This is a genomic window from Sunxiuqinia sp. (assembly GCF_055140945.1).
The window spans coordinates 1-20,308 of the sequence record NZ_JBSQYS010000036.1; the positions used below are offsets into that span (position 1 = coordinate 1).

General features: G+C 40.7%; 18 protein-coding genes. 2 read left to right on the plus strand and 16 right to left on the minus strand.

Annotated elements, in window-relative coordinates; genetic code table 11:
- Nucleotides 1–432: 432 nt before the first annotated feature.
- Entirely contained in the window at nucleotides 433–1,551 is a 1,119-nt protein-coding gene (locus ACTB00_RS15270; protein WP_463300785.1) for a PSP1 domain-containing protein, read from the plus strand.
- A 137-nt stretch (nucleotides 1,552–1,688) separates the two neighbouring features.
- Here the strand turns inward: ACTB00_RS15270 and ACTB00_RS15275 are convergent, their stop codons facing one another.
- The 16 genes from ACTB00_RS15275 to ACTB00_RS15350 all read right to left on the minus strand — a co-directional run bounded on the left by ACTB00_RS15275 (nucleotide 1,689) and on the right by ACTB00_RS15350 (nucleotide 19,626).
- A complete protein-coding gene (locus tag ACTB00_RS15275; RefSeq protein WP_463300786.1) occupies nucleotides 1,689–1,874 on the minus strand; it encodes a hypothetical protein in 186 nt (61 codons plus the stop codon).
- Between the two features lie 243 nt (nucleotides 1,875–2,117).
- Nucleotides 2,118–2,672, minus strand: a complete 555-nt coding sequence (locus ACTB00_RS15280) for a hypothetical protein (RefSeq protein WP_463300787.1) — start codon at nucleotides 2,670–2,672, stop codon at nucleotides 2,118–2,120.
- A gap of 5 nt (nucleotides 2,673–2,677) precedes the next feature.
- Nucleotides 2,678–3,358: a hypothetical protein gene (locus ACTB00_RS15285; RefSeq protein ID WP_463300788.1), complete on the minus strand. Its 681-nt coding sequence runs from the start codon at nucleotides 3,356–3,358 to the stop codon at nucleotides 2,678–2,680.
- A 48-nt stretch (nucleotides 3,359–3,406) separates the two neighbouring features.
- Nucleotides 3,407–4,951, minus strand: coding sequence for a hypothetical protein (locus ACTB00_RS15290; RefSeq protein WP_463300789.1), 1,545 nt, complete (start codon nucleotides 4,949–4,951; stop codon nucleotides 3,407–3,409).
- Nucleotides 4,952–5,275: 324 nt separating this feature from the next.
- Nucleotides 5,276–6,178, minus strand: coding sequence for a mevalonate kinase family protein (locus ACTB00_RS15295; protein WP_463300790.1), 903 nt, complete (start codon nucleotides 6,176–6,178; stop codon nucleotides 5,276–5,278).
- Entirely contained in the window at nucleotides 6,165–7,217 is a 1,053-nt protein-coding gene (gene mvaD / locus ACTB00_RS15300; protein WP_463300791.1) for a diphosphomevalonate decarboxylase, read from the minus strand. The genes ACTB00_RS15295 and mvaD overlap by 14 nt, the downstream gene beginning before the upstream one ends.
- Nucleotides 7,218–7,223: 6 nt before the next feature.
- Nucleotides 7,224–8,147, minus strand: a complete 924-nt coding sequence (locus ACTB00_RS15305; RefSeq protein ID WP_463300792.1) for a GYDIA family GHMP kinase — start codon at nucleotides 8,145–8,147, stop codon at nucleotides 7,224–7,226.
- Complete coding sequence (locus ACTB00_RS15310; RefSeq protein WP_463300793.1) at nucleotides 8,137–9,453, minus strand: hydroxymethylglutaryl-CoA reductase; 1,317 nt, start codon at nucleotides 9,451–9,453, stop codon at nucleotides 8,137–8,139. Before ACTB00_RS15310 ends, ACTB00_RS15305 begins: the two co-directional genes overlap by 11 nt.
- Nucleotides 9,440–10,453: a beta/alpha barrel domain-containing protein gene (locus ACTB00_RS15315; protein ID WP_463300794.1), complete on the minus strand. Its 1,014-nt coding sequence runs from the start codon at nucleotides 10,451–10,453 to the stop codon at nucleotides 9,440–9,442. Before ACTB00_RS15315 ends, ACTB00_RS15310 begins: the two co-directional genes overlap by 14 nt.
- Nucleotides 10,454–10,455: 2 nt before the next feature.
- Nucleotides 10,456–11,613 carry an acyl-CoA dehydrogenase family protein gene (locus ACTB00_RS15320; protein WP_463300795.1) on the minus strand — a complete coding sequence of 386 codons (1,158 nt, stop codon included), beginning with the start codon at nucleotides 11,611–11,613 and terminating at the stop codon, nucleotides 10,456–10,458.
- 18 nt (nucleotides 11,614–11,631) lie between these two features.
- The gene (locus ACTB00_RS15325) at nucleotides 11,632–13,605 is read right to left on the minus strand and encodes an acetyl/propionyl/methylcrotonyl-CoA carboxylase subunit alpha (RefSeq protein ID WP_463300796.1); all 1,974 of its coding nucleotides are present in this window, start codon (nucleotides 13,603–13,605) and stop codon (nucleotides 11,632–11,634) included.
- A complete protein-coding gene (locus ACTB00_RS15330) occupies nucleotides 13,602–14,411 on the minus strand; it encodes an enoyl-CoA hydratase-related protein (RefSeq protein ID WP_463300797.1) in 810 nt (269 codons plus the stop codon). The genes ACTB00_RS15325 and ACTB00_RS15330 overlap by 4 nt, the downstream gene beginning before the upstream one ends.
- A 12-nt stretch (nucleotides 14,412–14,423) precedes the next feature.
- Complete coding sequence (locus tag ACTB00_RS15335) at nucleotides 14,424–15,989, minus strand: carboxyl transferase domain-containing protein (protein ID WP_463300798.1); 1,566 nt, start codon at nucleotides 15,987–15,989, stop codon at nucleotides 14,424–14,426.
- Between the two features lie 225 nt (nucleotides 15,990–16,214).
- Nucleotides 16,215–17,513 (minus strand): tRNA (N(6)-L-threonylcarbamoyladenosine(37)-C(2))-methylthiotransferase MtaB, encoded by a 1,299-nt coding sequence (gene mtaB, locus ACTB00_RS15340; protein WP_463300799.1) that lies wholly within the window; start codon nucleotides 17,511–17,513, stop codon nucleotides 16,215–16,217.
- The gene (miaB, locus tag ACTB00_RS15345; RefSeq protein WP_463300800.1) at nucleotides 17,510–18,862 is read right to left on the minus strand and encodes a tRNA (N6-isopentenyl adenosine(37)-C2)-methylthiotransferase MiaB; all 1,353 of its coding nucleotides are present in this window, start codon (nucleotides 18,860–18,862) and stop codon (nucleotides 17,510–17,512) included. Before miaB ends, mtaB begins: the two co-directional genes overlap by 4 nt.
- Before the next feature lie 83 nt (nucleotides 18,863–18,945).
- Nucleotides 18,946–19,626 carry a ferredoxin--NADP reductase gene (locus ACTB00_RS15350; protein ID WP_463300801.1) on the minus strand — a complete coding sequence of 227 codons (681 nt, stop codon included), beginning with the start codon at nucleotides 19,624–19,626 and terminating at the stop codon, nucleotides 18,946–18,948.
- A 156-nt stretch (nucleotides 19,627–19,782) separates the two neighbouring features.
- On the opposite strand from ACTB00_RS15350, the gene ACTB00_RS15355 reads away from it, so the two are divergent.
- The gene (locus tag ACTB00_RS15355) at nucleotides 19,783–20,286 is read left to right on the plus strand and encodes a flavodoxin domain-containing protein (protein ID WP_463300802.1); all 504 of its coding nucleotides are present in this window, start codon (nucleotides 19,783–19,785) and stop codon (nucleotides 20,284–20,286) included.
- Nucleotides 20,287–20,308: the final 22 nt, after the last annotated feature.

Genomic DNA, 20,308 nt, shown 5'->3' on the forward strand with positions numbered 1-20,308 from the left:
AACCTTATCCCGTTCTATGGGATAATGGCACAGTTTGAACCGAAATCACTGGCACAAACCACTCCGAAATCGGTGGCACAAGACGAACCGAAATAGCCACCCCACGAACAAACTAACCCCACCTCCAAAGCTCAACTACAAGCTCGAACAATTGCGCCCATAAAAGTATAAGTCACAAGGTTATATCCGGCAAATAAAACAGGCGAACACCAATGCTTCCTACAACAGATATCGTGAGCACAGCCACTAAAATGTCCCGAAATCCGAGTTTATATTACATTCCATAAGTCCTTAAATTTCAGCTTAATTTCGCAATTTGTCGCTGTTATGCAAACACCGAAATCACTGGAAGCATTCCTTATTTAGACTCATTTAAAATAGCAATTGCGCTTAATTTTAGATATTTTTGTCTGAATTTAAAAATTTAAGCACATGGGATGTAGTGGATGTAGTATGAATACTGATGGTGATCGCCCCGAAATGCTAGGCACCTACGATTGGTTAAAAGATCTACCAGACACAGCACATTTATCAGATATTGTTGAAGTTCGATTTAAAGGAACTCACAAAGAATTTTATAAAAATGAAGATGGACTCCAACTAAAAATTGGTGAGCAGGTGGTTGTTGCCACAACACCGGGCCATGATGTTGGAACTATTTCGTTGGTTGGAAGGTTAGCTGAAAAGCAATTTGAACGAAAAATTCGAAAACCTGAACGATACCAATGGAACAAAGTCTATCGTAAAGCAACAAGCGCTGATAAAGAAAAGTTTGAGACAGCAAAAGGCCGAGAATACGCCGTGATGGTTCGCTCGAGGCAAATTGCCAATGAGCTGGGACTGGAAATGAAAATTGGCGATGTGGAGTTTCGCGGTGATAACGCCAAGGCGATTTTCTATTATATTGCTGAAGGACGTGTCGATTTTCGGGAGTTGATCAGAAGATACGCCCGGGAGTTTCATATTAAAGTTGAAATGAAACAAATTGGAGCACGTCAGGAAGCAGGTCGTGTAGGAGGAATCGGATCGTGCGGTCGCGAATTGTGTTGCTCTTCCTGGCGAACTGATTTCGACAGTGTAACTTCGGATGCGGCACATCAGCAGGGCTTATCGCCCAATGCCGAAAAGATGGCCGGTAAATGCGGCAAACTAAAATGCTGCCTCATGTATGAGCTGGATACCTACCTGGAGGCTCAAGAGGATTTTCCAAATGAGTTGTTGACTCTGGAAACCGAAAAAGGTCTGGCTCGTCATTTTAAAACAGAGATTCTGAACAAGAAAATTTGGTATACCATTCATGAAGCATATGGCACCAAGCCAATCGTTTTAGATCTGGAAGATGTCAAGAAAATTATTCAACTGAATAAGCGTGGGAAAAAACCGCCAATTGAAAAATACCTTGCTATTGAAGAAAAAGTTGAGAATGAAATGAGTGTTGGTTCGGTAAATCCCGATTTAATGGATGAATCGAAAAACAAGAAAAGACGTAAAAAGAAATTTTCAAAACGTCCTCATCAGAACCGACGCAAAAACGCAAATACAAAATCTTAAACTAAAAGCCTCGAGGTTAAAAAAACCTGGAGGCTTTTTAGTTCACCAGGCAAGCTTTTCATTGCTGGAACAAAAGCCAGCAAATATCCTCCACCGCCAGAACCTAAAAGCTTGAGAATTATCCCTTCGTCCTGCATTTACCTCCAAACTGTTTGAAATTCCGCCGGAATCATCTCCCGCATATTTTCAATCTGAAAATTGGAAATCAGTTTCAATTGCTCAAACAGTTCCTGGGAATTACCGGATAAAAAAGCATTGATAGCCAATTTATTTGCCGGTATAAAAAGTTCGTTAAATTGCTGTTCAAATTGAGGGTTCTTCATTTTTTCCATGAAAAGGCGAACCAAAGGTGATCCTGAAATCACATAACTGCAATTCATACCAATACCGGGATTAGCAGATACTAAAGTCTTCTTAGAAATTGACCACTCATATTCTATGAATGGATTTAAATATTTATTCTAAAAAAAATGCAAGCCTTCTGTTTTGTATCCGAAGCTGGTCAAAGCTGTAAATAGAAATAATAAATAGATTAGACCTCTCTACTTTTAACATAAAATACACTACTAAAAAACAAACCCAAGTGAGAATCTTAATGAATTACGTTTCAAGTAATTCCATTTTGACTCATTTCTATAGAATTCCTTAGATTTGAAATAACTATACCCTATCTTGAAATTTAACATTGATTTTGGTGAAATTTGCAACTGATATCCCAAGCCAGTATCCAATAATTTCCCCTTTTCCTGAGCAGCACTGAAAGCAACGGCTTTCCCTGCATCAAAAAATGCAAAAGGAGTATTCGCCTTGTTTTTCAGAAAACCACGCAAATCAATATATAAAGGGAATGTGTTTGCACCAGGCCGTTCATATCGATCAGCGCCAAACCCCAGTCCGATTGAAAAGTGAGGGCCGATGAACCAACCAGCACCGATTCGCAAACTTTTTGTATAAGCATTATTCCAACCGTTCAAATCAAAGGGGGAATCAGTGGAAAGGCTGAGACCTCTGGCATAAGCAATCTCCACTGTTTTGTAGAATTTTCTCTGTATAGACTCTTTTGTCTTTCCTGATGCAGTAAGTCCAATCAGAAAAACCAAACTAATAATTATCTTTTTCATGGCTTCTATTTGTTTTTATGAATATAAAATGTTGCTTTCAATTCAACAGAAGTTGATCGTTTCATGGTTTCGTTTTTAAAATAGCCAGATTGTTCTAAATTAAGTTTGTTAATTGATCCACCATAGTCACTTGAAACGAACCCAAGTGAGAGGCCATTGTCGAGGTTTTCGTTCAAAGAAAACCTCAGACCTATTTCTAAACCATATTGAAATTGGAATGCTGAATTGACCTTAGATGTTTTCGAGTCGTTCTTGTCCTTGAACTTAAAGCGCGCCAGACTGCTTGTAGATTCTATTCGTGATAACAAACCAACAAAAAATCCGGTCTCATCATCTAACACTGGATAGTATCTGGAAGAAAGATCCAGAGCAAAGGCATTTGTTGATATACTTAATAAAGCTTTTTTGTCAAAATCTTCCGTAAAACTCGCATGAAATGTACTCGTTGCGAAGTCAGCTTCGGTCAAAATCCGCCACGGATCACTAATTACAAATTCGTATCCTGCTCCCATCCCCACAGCATCAGGAAAACCATCTATTATATCCAAGCCGTTGGCTGTATTTCTTCCATCTATGTGGTACACGGTTACAACAAAATACGGACTGCTTTTATAGTTTTTGGCAAATCCTGTGAAGTGTTGTCCAAATAATACAATTATGAAAAATATTGCTAAATAATTTCGCATCCAATCTATGTTAATTTAATGAGAGATGAAGAATTCCTCCTTCACCCCTTATTTCAATTCTCTTTTAACGATACGACTTCCCCTCCATTGATTGTCATATTTTGCTAACCCATAAATACTTGATCCATTCTGAATCTCAAATGTGGATGGTGCCTTATACAACTTGGCATTAAAAAAAGATTCTCCTCCTTTATTACTATATCCAAATGCAAAAACACCTTCGCTATAATCTAGTATCTTTTCTATTTTGTTTTCATTTGTTGCAACTAATGCGCCTTCTTGTGGGAGCAAAATCCTTGTGACCTCCATTTCTTCATTGATAAGGGTCATTACTTTATTTACAGGTAAATTATTCCAATCTTCGAAAGTATTTGTGTCATCAGGGTCCCAACTGCTATTGAGTTCTCCTTTTAACCATGACAATAATGCTTTAGTGCCTTGTCCTGCAACTTGGTTACGGATTCTGTCATAGTCCCCATTTTTTAAATACCACACTATATCGGCAAAAGAGTTATTATAATAGCGAACATTTCGTATTGTCCACTCCTTAAAATTCCTTTTGCACAACTCGCGATGCAAAGTCATAGAATTTGGAAAGCTTCCTGTTTCAACCTTAAAATTCTTTAATATGTCCATTATTTTGTCAAAATGCCCAAGGTTATGGAAATCCGCATTTAAAACATTCTCACTTATTGCAAGATTTAAATAATCAGGATTAAAGTCATAGTTTATCTTATATTCGATCATATCCCAACCCAACTCTAGATTCTGAGCATCTTTCGCCCACCATATTCCGAATCTTCTTCTTTGCATCTTTACCTTTATACCAACGGAAGAATAAAAAAACCAATTCTGTGCCCAAAAAACACTCTTCACGCGTCTGTTTGATGAATAATTATTTTCACAATTCACACTATACCCAACAACACCGGCAATAATGTCTCCAGCGATTGTCTTAGTGCCTTCATCGCACTCATTCATTATAGCATAATCAAGATTGCTACTTTTGAGTTTATTGTTTGGCACATAATTATCAATATCTCCTGCAAATATTTTCTTAGGGAGAAAAAGCTCTATTCCTTCAGAAACTTCAACAAACTCATCCTTTTCTCCGGGATTGTCTATATTAAAAGTAATTGAACTATTTGCAAGATATTCATCTAATTTTGATCTTTCATCTTTAGTACATCTAAACATTCCATTATTTGTTATCCTATAATAATACCCATCTATTATAATAGATCTCTTTTCATCAAGTAGCCTAATGAGAAAAGGATCACGAACAATACTGTCTTCAGGTTCAGATTCTATATCTTCTTCATTAGTAGCACTTTTTATGTGTAATTTATTGTAATCATCTAATGATGAGAAATTATTCCTTTTCTTAATTTCATTATAATTTGTGAAGTCATTTTCTTTCATTTCTGAAATTAGTTTTTTAACCTCATTCTGTGAATTAAACTCTAATACACTTTCATCATAACACAAGTTCTCTTCGATTTTCTGATCTGTTGTTTGAATTACTTCCTTTTCACAGGCACTAAAAATTGTTAACACGACTGCCAGCATGGCAATAAAATTAATTTTTTTCATAATTTTGAAAAGTTTATGGGAGGGCAGTTACTGCTGCCCATCCCGATTTTAAACAAATAGTGTTAACCCGGCTTTTTTTGAAAGGGCCGGGTTTTCCTTTTAAAAGCATATATCGATCCCATTCTGCCCAAAAGCAGACGTTTGTAAAATCCCTAAAATGATTTTTCTTTCACCCGGAGGGGGCTTTCACTCAGCGGCAAGGATGTTGAACAAAACTATACTTTTTTTTGAATAAATTATTAAGCAGTTATCAAAATAAAACGGGGGGGGGGCAATTTGGAACTAATCTAAATAAGATTCTGCGAATAAAATGAAGAATGGAATTTAAAACACCTTCAAGCTGATCAAATCGGCGTCCAGCTTTGTCCCATCTTTCACAAAAGCTAATAAGTATCCCCCACCGCCCGAACCTAAAAGTTTGAGAAATATCTCTTCATCCTGCATTTGCCTCCAAACAGTTTGAAATTCCGCCGGAATCATCTCCCGCATATTTTCAATCTGAAAATTGGAAATCAGTTTCAATTGCTGAAACAGTTCATGGGAATTACCGGATAAAAAAGCATTGATAGCCAATTTATTTGCCGGTATAAAAATGTCGTTAAATTGCTGTTCAAATTGAGAATTCTTCATTTTCTGCATGAAAAGACGAACCAAAGGCGACGTTGAACTTTGAATAGCCGTATCAATCAGGTAAACAGAATAGCCGGCTTTTGGGGCTGAGAATGTTGGTAAAGTTATGGCACTGCCCGAAAGCATTACCGGACGGTTGATAAAAGAAGCCAACGGATCGAAGCCCGAGCTTTTCCCGTGAAAATAAGATTCCATCACCGAAAAATCCTTTTTCAAAACCGATAAAATATTCTTCTTCTTTTTAAGCACATCAAAACTGGCCCGGTACTTTCCGTAATGTTCGTAAATGGCTGCGCACAATGCACCCGAACTGCCGACACCATATTGAAGAGGAATATCTGAATTGAAATACAAGCCTTTTTCTAAATCTCGTTGTAATCCCTTCAAATTGAGCGGATAGTTCATTTGACGGTTCAGCTCGTGATGATTGAAGTAAGACACAAATTGCTCAAGTTCAGCCTGACTGCTTTTGACATCTGCGCCCTCAGAAAATTCAAGACTTCCTGTAAAACGAGGAAAAGGAACTGCCAATGCTTCAGCACCAAGCATCACCCCATATTCTCCAAACAACATCAATTTGGCATTAAATCTCTTCATCACTCAGCTTTATTGGTCCTTCGCCAATGCAGTCGTCCAACCAATTTTTATTTTGAGTATGAACCAACAATTCACTATTGATAAAATCATGAACTGCTTGCTTATCCTTTTCAAAATAAATCAAATGGATGTTTGGACCTGCATCAATGGTAAAACCAACAGCTAAGCCGCTTTGTTGCCGAAACTGACGTATTTTTCTGATGATCTCCAAGCTGTTTGGATGTAATAAAATAAACGAAGGATCGGAAGTCATCATCATGGCATGCAGACTAAGCGCTTCCTTCTCAATTAGTTCAAAAAAACGTTGATGATCTCCAACTTTCATCACCTGTAAAAGTTCCTTGAGATTTTGACTGGCCTGAGCAATCCGGGCATCTTTAAAATCATGCTGGTTCATCAGTTCATGCCCGGCCGAACTCGAAACTTCCTTTACTGAAGAATCAACCAACAAAACTGCGTCGCGCAAACTATCGTAGTCTTTGTGAAATTGATTTTGAACAACAACCGCATTGCAATCAGTAGAGTCGGCGAATCCGGCAAAACGCCCCCAAAGAGCAAACGATGGAAAAACAGACCTACAGGCACTTCCACTTCCTAATCGAGCCCAACGCGATGCCTTTTGAAAAAACTGTTGCTCGGTAAAATTCTTTTGATTGGCCTGCTGTTTTAAATCAACCAGACAAAGTGCCAATGCTCCAAATGCAGACGCAGAGGAGGCAATTCCGGTTGAATGCGGAAACGTATTCCTGCTTTCAATATAAAATGAAAAATTATTTAGCCATTCGTGTTCCAACGACATACTGGTGAGGTATTTTTCAACACGCTCGGCAAATGACGAAGGTTGCCCTTCAAATAAAAACTCTACTTTCCGACGAGCAGCAGATTCCATGCGAACACTTGTCTTCGTTCGGGCATTTTTCAAACTAAAGCTCAACGATGGGTTCATCGGCAGTTGAGCCGGCTTTTTTCCCCAGTATTTAACCAATGCTATATTTGACGGACATTCCCACGATGCTCGATAAACCTCTTTTTTCTCCATAATCAATTAACGATTATTCAACACCAATTCCTTCCACGGAAAAATTACATGCAATCCTTTTGCTTTGAAATACTGAAACACACTGGACTCATTCATTGTTGTAGCAACCAGATAAAAATCGCCACCCCATGCTCCAAGCGATTTAATCTCGCCATCAAAATCAGTAAAATAAGATGACTTTACGGTTGGCATATTCAACAAGCCGGAAACCACTTTCTCATGATCAACCATCAGTTGTTGAAATTCTTTCAGATTTTTGGCCTGTGCCATTTGCTCTGTGATCTCATTGATCATGTCACTTTCAGATGATGACACCGTTCCTTTATTCATAAAACGACGGACTTCACCACGCGTACTTTTTTTAGATCCTGAATAAGCAAAATAAAGATTGTCTATAAAGGGATAGTCTAACTTTACCGATTCAACCGCTTCGCCTTTAGTATAAAAAATCGGACCATCAGCCGATGCGCAGGCGATATCGAAACCCGAACCATTAAATATTTTTTCATTTAGCAGAAAAGGATCAACATCCGCCCACGAAGCCAGGTTCGCAACTAATGTGCTGCTGCTGCCCAGTCCCCACTGGCTATCAAAATCAATCGTTGTATGAATTTCCAGTCCACCACTGAGTTGAAAATTTGGATTTAATTGCTGCATTGTATGCAAGGTATCGCGCAAAATACCGGCTTTTTCAGCATCAGAACTTTGAATGATTTCCAAATCCGGAAGTCGTAAATCACAGGAAAACCACAAACCGTCTGGTGTAAAAGCCTTCCAGTTTAGTTCATTTTCTCTGTCGTTGGAACGAACAGTCATGCGTTGCCCGTATTTCACTGGCAAAGCGATGGCTTTTGCTCCCTGAAGCACAAAGTACTCCGCAGTCAGCAATAATTTTCCGTGAGCATAATATGATTCCTGATTATCCGGCATGTGTGTTTAAAAAATTCTGCACCTCGGAAAATGAAACTTCCCGACCTTCAAAATAAAGTCTGACGGCCTGTTTTTGTTCATCAGAAACCTGTAACGTATTCAATATATTACTTAAGTGCATTTTCATATGACCTTGCTGGATGCCTGTAGTTACCAACGCCCGAACGGCAGCCCAGTTAGATGCCAACCCGGAAATTGCAAGGTAAGTCATGAGTTGTTTCGCTGATGGCTGCTCGAGAATTTGCATCGCCAGTTTGGCCAGCGGATGCAAGCGGGTTACTCCGCCTACAACTCCAACCGCCAATGGCAATTCCAGACTAAACCAAAAGTTTCCGTCAGTTATTCCGGCATCGCTCAGCCCACGGTACTTCCCATCTTTGGCTGCATAGGCATGACCTCCGGCTTCGATCGCACGAAAATCATTTCCTGTAGCAATGGCAAGCGCATCAATTCCATTGAAAATTCCTTTATTATGAGTGACCGCTCTGGAAACATCATTCCGGGAAATGTGAACAGCCTGAACAAACTTTGAAGCAAATAATTGCGACTTTTCGGCATCCGCTTCCAACTTAGTTACAGGACATTCAACCCAGACTTTCACACGACTTTCAGGAACGTAGTTCGACAGGATGGCCATAATAATCTCCAGTTCTTTTTCTTCTTCGGCAAACTGATCATTTTCGACAACCCAAATCTTCAATGTTTTTCCAAATTGCTCCAGACACGAATTGATGAAGTTAGCCCCCATCGCATCACAGGTTTCAAACGAAACGTCCAATTGATAATAGTTGGGAAGAACTTCCGGGAGATACTTTAGCTCAACAGCGGAGATTCCCCCGCCACGATTGGTCATTTTCTCAGTTAACGGAGCTGACTCAATGAGAAGGTTCTGTTTGATTTCAGGGAAGAATTTATTCAATTTTTCATGATCGCCTTTCCACAGAAAATGAACCTGCCCCTTCTTTTTAGTTCCTATAATCTCGGTTCGAAAACCACCTCGTTGCGCCCAATATCCTGCCGCCTTTGCCAAGGCAGCCACCACCGAACTTTCTTCGGTTACCAGAGGAAAGGTTTTTAACTTTCCATCAACTAAAAAATTTGGAGCAACCGTAAACGGGAGGTGGTAATTGGACAATTGATTTTCACTCAGGTCGGCAATAATCTCCTGTGTTTTTTCATCAGCTAACTGAAAGGAATCAAGAAATTTGATCGTTGCCTGATCTAAATGATATTGATCAACCAACCATTGAATTTTCTGCTTCCGATCTAATTTCGAAAATCCGCTGATGATTTTACGATCCATCATAATCGGGGTTTAACTTCAGGTATTGTTTGGCCAGTCGAAATGCTTTCAACTGATTGCCAATGTACGTTTTCAGCTCGGAATAATCACCGGTAGCATGCTTTAGCACCGCCGATGCCATGCCATAAACAGCAGGTAGCTGACTTAAGGTAGTCAGGTGGTAGCCATCCAGGTAATTTTTCAATCCACCTGAAATAATCAACTGCCGGCAACCGGGCTCTCCAATTTCCTGCAACAAGCGATTCACGTTTTTTACCATTTGATGAGCTGATTGTCCAACAAAGGCAAATGGCTGAAACATTTCCTGCTTTTCAGGATTCTCGCGCATCAATTCCAGGTTAGAAAAATTGGTGCCGCCATAAGCAGCAAATTCAATGGCAGCCAAAGGAAGTTTCAACAGTCGTTTTAAACTCTCGTCGCCCATTCCCTGCCCTACTTCTTTCACAATCAGTGGAATGTGAATACGATCCATTAATCGTTCAATGGTGTCAACAGGAGCATCTTCAATCCGGTCACCTTCAGGCTGAAACCATTCCTGCAAGGGGTTTACATGAATAATTAAACCATCAGCACGAAGCTCTCCAACCAAGTCAACGATTGCTTTTTCGTTTTTATCTTTGAGCAATTTCTCAATTTGGGCGATTCCTAAATTGGCCCACAAAGGTTGATCAGGGCCAATGGTTTCGCGCATATCAAAATCTGCCCATTGTGTTTTATCAAACAATATTTTTCGGCATGACCCGAGTCCCATTCCGAATCCAAATTCGCGACAGGCCTGTGCAATATTTTTATTAATTTTTTCGGCCACTCCGGTACCTCCGGTCATACTGGAAACCCAAAACGGAGCCCGAACCATTTTCCCCAAAAATAAAAATGAATCATCCTCATCAGTAGGATGACCGGCTAGCATGGGTTCATAAATAAATCGTTGGTCTTGCTCTGCAAAATCGGTTTGCGAGTCAAAAGCGAGTTGAATGTGGTCTAGCTTGCGGTCTCTAGTCATTTTTATTCCTTTAGAATTGAACGCGAAATAACCATGCGAAGTACTTCGGAAGTTCCCTCTCCAATAGACAATAAGCGTTGGTCACGGAAAAAACGTTCAATTGGATATTCGTCATTTCGGAATAAACCAGCGCCACCAAAAATCTGCAAAGCCTCACTGGCAATATCGCTGGCAATCTGCGAACAGTATAACTTTGCCATGGCTGCCTGTGTTCCATAATCATGGCCATTATCCTTCAACCAACAGGCATTGTATAGTGTATTCCTGGCAGTTTCCAGTTTCATTGCCATGTCGGCTAATTTAAACGAAATGACCTGAAAATCAGATATATTTCTCCCAAACTGCTTACGTTTTTTCGCAAAACTCACTGCCATTTCGTATGCTCCCTGAGCCAAACCAAGTCCCATAGCAGCAATTGACAGTCGACCGGAATCGATGGTTTTAAGCATAATTTTAATTCCCTGTCCGCGTGCTCCCAAACGATCACTAGCCGGAATGTGCACATCGTTCAAATACACCATACCATTGTCTGCGGCACGCCACAACAGCTTTTGCTTCATAAATTCCCGCGTATAGCCTTTCGTTCCTTTTGAAACCAGAAAGGCTGTAAACTCTTTGCGTCCGTCTTCCCGAGTTCCGGTTTTTGCTACAAAGCTAATTCCGGCTGACATTTCAGAAGCGCCATTGGTGATGTATTTTTTATGACCATTAACCACCCAGCCATCTTCCTTTTCTTCGGCAATCGTCTCAACTCCCTGAGCATCCGATCCGGCATTTTCTTCAGTTAAACCAAAAGCCCAAAGATTTTCAGCAGTACAAAGTGATGGGAGATATTTTGCTTTTTGTTCTTCGCTACCAAACTCCATAATTGGACCAACACCCAACGAGTTATGAGCTGCCAATGTTGCTGCCACCGAGCTATCTACCCGGGCAAGCTCTTCCACGGCAATAATGTAGGATAAATAATCACTACCCTGACCTCCGTATTTTTTAGGAGCGTGCATACCAAAAAGGTTCAAACTTTTCAGCGAACGGATGAGCTCAACAGGAAACTGTTCGTTGGCTTCAAACTCCCCTATTACAGGTTTAATGTATTTCTCAGCAAAGTCTCTCACTTTCGATCGCAGAGTATGATGAGTCTCATTTAAAAATGCGTTCATATTGATTTTTCTGTTTTCTTAAGATTCTAAATCAACCAATAACTCTCTATCTTGCACCAAGTTACCTTTGGCAACATGTATATTTTTAACCACAGCATCAGACGGACTTTGTATGGTGAACTCTGATTTCATCGACTCAATAACAAGCATATTCTGCCCTTTATGCAAGTGATCTCCCGGCTTCACAAATACATCAATTACTTTACCAAACAAGTCAGCCACGACCTTATCTATCTTCACTTCGGAGGACAAAGCTCCTGATTTATTCAATTGTACCTGATTCAATACCTGATTGCTTTGTAACCGGTATTTCCTATTTCTATAATGAACCAACGTACACTCTTTTTCTTCAGAAATAAAGATAGCAATATCTTTATCATTTATTCTAAAACAAATTTTCGGGCCAGCAATTTGATAATGATTTAATTTATAAGCCGTTTCATTCCATATTATTCGTAGCTCATTTGCTTTTTTAACGACTTTAACCCGGTAATTTTCTCCGTTAATTTTGATGTTAAAAAGCTGCAAAAGTCGCCAATAGCCTGTTCTTCTCCAAACATCTGCGTCAGTTTCTGGCCGATAAAAATGGTACAGCAAAAATGCTGCAAGCAATTCAATAGCTGGCAACTGGCTGTCATCTTCTACGATACTGCTAACAAGCTCGGGCAAATTGCCTTCAGCCCATCGCGTATGAATTTTATTTTCAATGAAATCAGAAGTCTGCAAAATTTGGTTTAAAAACTCTCGATTCGTAATAATTCCTCCCAAATACAGTTGTTCCAACGCCCTCCTCGTTTTCACAATGCCCAATTGACGTGAATTAGCATGAATGATCAGTTTTCCCAAAAGTGAGTCGTAATTGGGGGACAAGTTATTTCCTGTTTGTAAAAAGCTATCCCAGCGAACATCTTCAGGAATGCACAATCCCGCTAAAGTACCCGAAGTTGGTCTAAAATTATTCGATGGATCTTCAGCACAAATACGCAATTCAATGGCGTGTCCATTTGCTGAAATATCTGATTGCTCGAAAGTCAGTTCTTCACCTGCAGCGATTTTCAATTGCCATTCTACCAAATCAACTCCAGTGATTGCCTCAGTAACCGGATGTTCCACCTGTATCCGAGTATTCATTTCCAGAAAATAGCAACCTCCCTGGTCATCAACCAAGAACTCGATGGTGCCTGCACCACGGTAGTTAATTGCCTGAGCAATTTTTAGAGCAGCCTCAAATAACTTCGCCCTTGTTTCTGACGAGATTGAAGTGGCCGGAGCCTCTTCAATTAGTTTTTGGTAGCGCCGTTGAATACTACATTCGCGCTCCAACAGATGAATGGCTTTTCCATAACCATCTCCCAATAATTGCACTTCGATGTGGCGTACCTGTGGTAAATATTTCTCAACAAAGAGTTCATCGTTTCCAAAATACTGCTGCGACTGACGCCGCGCCTGCTCCAAAACCAAAGCCAATTGTTCCGGTTTGCGGACAACTTCCATCCCTTTTCCTCCGCCTCCTCCAGAAGCTTTCACCAATGCCGGAAATTCAAGTTTATTGCGCTGGGTCAGAATTTCATCGACAGTTCCCTGTAAACCGGGGATCACCGAAACACCAAGTTTCTTGACGAATTCAATAGCTTGCGTTTTCTCGCCCATCAGACGAATTTGATGCGGAGTAGCACCAACGAACGACAGGCCCGCTTTCTCAACTCGCTCAGCAAACGATGCATTTTCTGATAAAAAACCATAGCCAGGATGAATTGCTTCAGCACCGGTTTCTTTAGCAATTTGAATGAGCTTATCTTGATTCAGGTAAGTTTCGCTTAACTGATTTCCAGACAATAAAAATGCTTCATCGGCTTCTGAAACGTGCAATGAGTTGGCATCATCGGCAGCATAAACCGCTACGGTTTTGATCCCAAGCTCCTTCGCAGTCCGAATAACCCGAACAGCGATTTCAGCCCGATTAGCAATTAATATCTTGTGGAATCGCCTCATGAATTTTCAATCACATTTAAATTTTTCCAATCCGGCTTTCTTTTTTCCAAAAATGCTTTCAAGCCCTCCTGACCTTCGTCCGACTGAATAAGATCGGCTAAAATTGCAGCAGTATGTTCACTGCTGTCTATGCCATATTCATTCGAATCAACTTTCAATAACATTTTTTTACAAGCTTTCAAGGCATTGGGAGATGATGATTTCAGGCCGCTAATTAATTCCTCGACCACTTGTTCCAACTTGCCATCGTCCGCCAAAAAATCAACCAGGCCAATCAGATAAGCCTCGGGAGCCCAAAATCGATCACCCGAAAACATCAGCTTTTTCATATTTTGAATTGAAACACGCTTGGCAATGAAAGGAGTAATCGTAGCCGGAACGATGCCTAACTTAATTTCGCCAAAAGCAAAAGCTGTTGAACGTTCAGACACGGAGAAGTCGCAAGCAGCAACTAGTCCGTTTGCTCCACCCAACACATTTCGATGTACGGCAGCAACCGTAATTTTAGGGAATTGATAAAGCTGTTTCAACAGCTCTGCCATCCTTAAATATTCCTCCCAATTATCCGACTTTGACTTATTGACCGCACCGGCAAACCAACTGATGTCGGCTCCGGCACAAAACGATTTTCCTTCACCCGAGATAACCAAAAAATGGATATCATCCTGCAAAGCCAAGTCAGCCAAAGCGCCATGCATCTCTTCAATCATCTCTGGATTCAGGGCATTATGAACCTCCGGGCGGTTCAATATTAAATTAGCCCGATAGCCGTCAACTTCTATTTTTATGTATTTTCTGTTTTCCATTATTTCCCATTTTTACATTCTGAAAACACCATAGTGAGGATTTCGTTTGGGCTGATTAAGCGTAACCGTAAAAGCAAGTGACAGGATATCGCGAGTTTCAGCAGGATCGATAATCCCATCGTCCCACAATCGTGATGAACTGTAGTAAGCAGTGCTTTCATTTTCAAATTGTTCAACTAAGCTATTCTCGCTTCCATTTTTTCCGATGGTTTGTAGCACAGCCGAAGCCTGCTCGCCACCCATCACCGCAATTCGCGAATGGGGCCACATGAAAAGGAAATCGGGATCGTAGGCGCGGCCAGCCATAGCGTAATTGCCAGCTCCAAAGGACCCCCCAATAACAAGGGTAATTTTGGGCACTACCGAATTGGCAACAGCATTGATTAATTTAGCGCCGTCGCGGGCAATACCTTCGTGTTCGTATTTTTTACCGACAATAAAGCCGGTAATATTTTGCAAAAATAACAATGGAATCTGACGTTGATTGCAAAGCAGAATAAAGTGAGCACCTTTTCGTGCGGCTTCAGCTGTCAAGAAGCTCTGATTTCCGACAATCCCGATTGGCATACCTTTTAAACGGGCGAAACCAGTAATCAGTGTTTTTCCATAATTGCCTTTAAATTCCTGAAAATCGCCGTCATCAACCAGGTGATCAATAATTTTATGCACTGGAATTGGCTTTTTCAAATCGGTCGCCAGATAACTATAAATATCTTCCGCTGGAAACCCGGGAGCTCGTTCGTTCTTTATTTCAATATCCTGCTTGGAGGCCATGGGTAACTTGTCTACAATCGACCGGCAGATTTTTACGGCATCTGCATCGTCTTCAGCCAAATGGTCGGCCACTCCCGAAATTGATGTATGAACATCTCCGCCGCCCAATTCTTCGGCTGAAACCTCTTCGCCCGTCGCGGCCTTTACCAAAGGTGGTCCTCCAATAAAGATGGTTCCCTGCCCTTTTACAATGATGGTTTCGTCGCACATGGCTGGCACATAAGCACCTCCTGCCGTGCAAGATCCCATTACAATTGCAATTTGTGGAATCCCTTCAGCCGATAGTTTTGCCTGATTGAAAAACACCCGTCCAAAATCAAATCGATCGGGGAAAACGTTGGCTTGCTGCGGGAGAAATATCCCACCGGAATCAACCAGATAAATGCAAGGAAGGTTGTTTTTCAATGCAATTTCCTGGGCTCTAACATGCTTTCGAATAGTTTCCTTGATGTATGTTCCGCCTTTCACCGTCGCATCGTTCGCAACAATCATGCACTCCCGGCCTTTTACAACTCCAAGGCCGGTTACAATGCCAGCCGATGGAAATGAATTATCGTATTGATCGTATGCAGCAAATGTGGAAAGTTCTAAAAAAGGGGTTCCCGGATCAACAAGTATGTCGATCCGCTCACGGGCTAGTAGTTTTCCTCGTTTACGATGTTTATGCACTGCCTTTTCCGACCCATGATTACAAACTTGACTTAACCTCCGGTAGAAATCATCAACTACTAACTGATAATCAATAGGTTTATCTTCACGAACCTGCAAATTTGAATCTATTTTATCTTGTTGAGCTTTACCCATGTTGTCGTTAAACAAATTAAAAAAGGAAAATCTCTTACTATGACAAAATTCTAGGCTATTGGTTCACATAAACCGCCACTTTTTGTTTTTTGAAGATCGGATTCGAACCGTAAGTTTTCCTTTACTTTCGTTCAAATTGAACTTACTTTTTAGAAGAAATTAAGCTGCAGGTTTGAATTGTCTCAACAAATTAAAAATGATAACGTGTTAAAATTTCAATTCGAACTAGATGAGTTCTGCAAGCAAGGTCATTTGATCATCACTTCCTTGTAAACTTTTGATTCGTACTTTATGAAAGCTATTTCGCCGGATATTCTCCCCCCTGAATCGGATAGGGATATAATGCTCTCCATAACCGGAAGCAAAACCATGGGAATCAATTTTTTCAACCAAAACGGTTTGCTCGCGCCCAACAAAGCGCTCCAGGTAAACTTTACGAAGTTCTTCCGATTTTTCACGCAAGATGGCAGACCGCGCCGTTTTTACTTTCTCGGGGACCTGCTCCTCCATCCGTTCGGCACGCGTTCCTTTTCGAACTGAATATTTAAAGGTATGCACATGGCTAAAATTCAATCGCTCCAAAGCATCCAGGCTTTCCTGGAAGTCTTCTCCTGTCTCTCCGGGGAAGCCAACAATCAAGTCGGTTGTAAAATTAAACTCGGGCCACTTAGCACGAAAACCATCAATAACTGAAGCAAAACGGTCGAAATCGTACATTCGGCGCATGCGCAACAAAACTTTATCGGAACCACTTTGCAAACACAAATGCAAGTGTGGCGCTAATTTCGGATGATCAAACAATTCGTAAAACTGCTCTCCAAAACCATCGGGTTCCAGCGAAGAAATACGAACCCGAAAATCGCCGGGAACTTCGAGAATAGCTTTTAGCACATCTTCAAAGCGTTTACCTTCCCACTCGTATCGACCAATATTTACACCGGTCATCACCAGCTCCTTAAATCCATTGGCTAACGTGTCTTTAACATTTTCAATAATCCGGGGCAAGGGGCGGCTGACCGCTCGTCCACGAACTTTTGGGATGATACAAAAAGTGCAAAAATTATCGCAGCCATCCTGAATTTTGATGGAGCTGCGGGTATGCAAACTCTTGTCAACCGTACTAAACTGAAAAACATCGCCTTCCAAATTTGAAGGATGTAGAATTTCGCCCTGAAAATGAGCATCGATCAACTGCCGGATACTTGCTTTACGTTTGTTGTCAACAACGTAAGTGATTTTTTCCTGGTCTTCCAGTTTCTCTTTATAATTATTGGCCATGCAACCGGTTACCACAACCATCGATCCCTCATTGTTTCGTGCCGCCTGACTAATGGTATGTCGCGATTTCTGGTCGCTTTGATTAGTGACCGTACACGTATTTACAACCACGACATCGGCTTGTTCTTTAAAATCGACAATCTCGTATCCGGCCTGATCAAAATCGGAAACCAACGCATCCGTTTCATATTGATTCAGTCGACAACCTAATGTTTTAAATGCGATTCGTTTTCTTGTGGTGCTCATGATTCAATTTTTTCTTCCTGAAGTACCAACTCACCGCTCAACGAAAAGTCAGCAGCTGACGTTATTTTCACATCCACAATTTGGCCTTTCAACTCGGGCGCTTTCCGATCCAAGCGAACATTCAATTTTCCTTCTGTCAGTCCTGTACTAAATCCGGTTTTCCGGTCGTTTCCATTGACTAACAAACGAAAGGTTTTACCTACCAACTGGCGATTATATTCGCTGGTATGAGTTCTCATTGTCTCTGAAAGTCGATGATAACGATCTTTCTTTACATCTTGCGAAACCTCATCCTGCCAACGGTAGCTTGCAGCTCCCGGACGTGGCGAGTACATGGCAATGTAGGCCATATTAAACTTGAATTCGTTCATGGCTGCAACCGTGTTTTGAAATTCTTCTTCGCCTTCAGCTGTGAATCCGACAATGATATCGGTAAATAAAGTCGCTTCCGGAATCAGCTCACGAATATCGCTTACAATTCGGCGGTATTTTTCCATGGAATGCCGACGGTTCATCTTGATCAATACTTTCTCATCGCCACTCTGCATTGGAAGATGAATCTGTTTGGCGAGGCATTTGTATTCAGCAATCACTTCAATCACATCGCGGGTCATATCCTGTGGATGAGGAGATGTGAAATACACCCAAAATTCTTCGCCCGAAAGCTTACCGTACTGACCAATCTGCTTCAACAGTTCCGCAAAAGTTATCTCTTCTCCATTTTTATCCAGCCCATACGAATTTACATTCTGCCCAAGCAAGGTAATCGACTTATAACCTTGCTGAACCAAGTGCTGAATCTCTTTTATTATTTCTTCGGATGGACGGGAAACCTCACGACCACGAGTGTACGGAACTGCACAAAACGCACAAAACTTATCGCAACCGTTTTGAATGGGCACAAACGCTTCGTAAGTCGATTCATATTTCGGCTTGATATGCCACAAATCAACGATATGTTCATTTTTGGGCATTACCGGTTTGGGAGTTTGCAATGAAGCAGCATTGACAACCCCGTAATTTCGAATCATATCGGGCAGCTGACTTAACTCACTCATCGGAAAAATCAAATCAAAAAGCTTCAGAAACTTTTCCTTGTCAGCCGGCAAAACGCAACCTGAGATAAACGTGATCACGTTTCGTTTATTTTTCCACTTATTCCACTGGGCAATTTTGTTGTATACCTTGTCAATTGGCTTTTGCCTAACCGAACAGGCCAACATCCCCAGCAACGTTGCCTCCTCCTCCTTTTCAGTCCGTTCGTAACCCATCTGTTCAAGCACCGCACTCACGCGCTCGCTATCTGACAGGTTCATCTGGCATCCCAATGTAATTAAGTGATACTTCATCCTATGACATTCAAATTGAAAAAAAATCTATTTACGGTCCTAAATCAAATATCTAATTCGGGCTACAAAAATAGACAGTATTTTTAGAAATACACCTCGCAATGAATATGATCGCGATCAAACCCTTTATTTTTCAGAATTTCAAGGGCATCAAAAATCATATTACTGTTTCCACACAAGTAAAAATGAGTATTTTTTTCAAAGCTTGTGCGTTTCAAGTATTTGGTTAGCCGTCCATGAACCTGACCTTCCTTATCCCCCGTTGTACAAAGAATATGACGCTCCGGATCGTACTCCTCTTTATCGTAAGCTTCGTGGCCATAACGCACTCCATGAATCAGTTGATAATCCAATTCAGGATAGGTGCGCACCATACTGCGGAATGGCGCTATACCGGTTCCGCTGGCAATAAATACAAATTTATTGTCCGGAATATGTTTCTCTTCAATTTTAAACTTCCCAAAAGGTCCGTTTACTTCCACCAAATCACCTTTTTTCAGATGACTCAATTTAGGTGAAAAATAACCTTCTTTCACTTCTTTTACCAACACCTCCAAATTCTCATCATTTTCGCCACTGTAAATTGAATATTCCCGACTTTGATAATCGCCTTGAATACCGAGTGAAATATGTTGCCCGGCTTTGAACTTAAATCGTCCTCCCGGCAATTTCAACGAAAATGTTTCATCTGTTAACCTTCTTATTTCTTTTACATTGTAGAAGGTTTCATCAATCCTTATTGCTTGCATAACTTCTGTCGACATCGTATCTAATTTTGGGCTGCAAAGATAATTAAAATCAATAAAAAGACCTATGAATCCGAATTAATCTTTGTTAACCGATTATAAACCTTATTTAACCGATAAAAAAGCGGTTTGTTTTAGACAATTGCCGTAATTTCGATAGAAAATCTCCATGCTATGAAAACAATGATTATTTATATGTCAAACCACGGGTGCACCGACCGTGTCGTTCATGAACTTTCCGAAGAGCTATCAGGGCATGTTACCCTTAAAAATTTGAAAGAAGATAGAAATCCGTGTTTCGAGGACTACGACCGGGTCATAATTGGTGGCTCTATCCATGCCGGACAAATTCAACGAAGGGTGCGGGAATTTAGTGAGAACAATACCGAGAAGCTTGGGCTAAAAGAAGTTGGCCTATTTATTTGCTGTATGATGAAGGGCGAACAAGCTCAAGCGCAACTAAACAAAGCCTTCCCTGAAAAACTCCATCAGTATGCCAAATCGGAAGCTATTTTAGGCGGTGAATACAATTTTGACAAAATGCGATTTTTTGAAAGGCTAGCTGTGAAAAAGATTGCCAAGGTAGATCAAAGTGTAAGCAACATTAATCATGATGCCATCAAAGAATTTGCCGATAAAATGGACAAGACGTTTTCTACTTTTTTAATGCTGATTTAAAAATTCCGATAAAAATCTGCAG

Bases quoted from the DNA above. Each gene is read 5' to 3' on its own strand.
- ACTB00_RS15335 (WP_463300798.1), bottom strand. From the start codon at position 15,989: ATGGGTAAAGCTCAACAAGATAAAATAGATTCAAATTTGCAGGTTCGT.
- mvaD (WP_463300791.1), bottom strand. From the start codon at position 7,217: ATGGAGAAAAAAGAGGTTTATCGAGCATCGTGGGAATGTCCGTCAAAT.
- ACTB00_RS15310 (WP_463300793.1), bottom strand. From the start codon at position 9,453: ATGATGGATCGTAAAATCATCAGCGGATTTTCGAAATTAGATCGGAAG.
- ACTB00_RS15290 (WP_463300789.1), bottom strand. From the start codon at position 4,951: ATGAAAAAAATTAATTTTATTGCCATGCTGGCAGTCGTGTTAACAATT.
- ACTB00_RS15330 (WP_463300797.1), bottom strand. From the start codon at position 14,411: ATGGAAAACAGAAAATACATAAAAATAGAAGTTGACGGCTATCGGGCT.
- ACTB00_RS15280 (WP_463300787.1), bottom strand. From the start codon at position 2,672: ATGAAAAAGATAATTATTAGTTTGGTTTTTCTGATTGGACTTACTGCA.
- ACTB00_RS15315 (WP_463300794.1), bottom strand. From the start codon at position 10,453: ATGACTAGAGACCGCAAGCTAGACCACATTCAACTCGCTTTTGACTCG.
- mtaB (WP_463300799.1), bottom strand. From the start codon at position 17,513: ATGAGCACCACAAGAAAACGAATCGCATTTAAAACATTAGGTTGTCGA.
- ACTB00_RS15320 (WP_463300795.1), bottom strand. From the start codon at position 11,613: ATGAACGCATTTTTAAATGAGACTCATCATACTCTGCGATCGAAAGTG.
- miaB (WP_463300800.1), bottom strand. From the start codon at position 18,862: ATGAAGTATCACTTAATTACATTGGGATGCCAGATGAACCTGTCAGAT.
- ACTB00_RS15270 (WP_463300785.1), top strand. From the start codon at position 433: ATGGGATGTAGTGGATGTAGTATGAATACTGATGGTGATCGCCCCGAA.
- ACTB00_RS15355 (WP_463300802.1), top strand. From the start codon at position 19,783: ATGAAAACAATGATTATTTATATGTCAAACCACGGGTGCACCGACCGT.
- ACTB00_RS15305 (WP_463300792.1), bottom strand. From the start codon at position 8,147: ATGCCGGATAATCAGGAATCATATTATGCTCACGGAAAATTATTGCTG.
- ACTB00_RS15275 (WP_463300786.1), bottom strand. From the start codon at position 1,874: ATGAAGAACCCTCAATTTGAACAGCAATTTAACGAACTTTTTATACCG.
- ACTB00_RS15295 (WP_463300790.1), bottom strand. From the start codon at position 6,178: ATGAAGAGATTTAATGCCAAATTGATGTTGTTTGGAGAATATGGGGTG.
- ACTB00_RS15350 (WP_463300801.1), bottom strand. From the start codon at position 19,626: ATGTCGACAGAAGTTATGCAAGCAATAAGGATTGATGAAACCTTCTAC.
- ACTB00_RS15325 (WP_463300796.1), bottom strand. From the start codon at position 13,605: ATGAGGCGATTCCACAAGATATTAATTGCTAATCGGGCTGAAATCGCT.
- ACTB00_RS15285 (WP_463300788.1), bottom strand. From the start codon at position 3,358: ATGCGAAATTATTTAGCAATATTTTTCATAATTGTATTATTTGGACAA.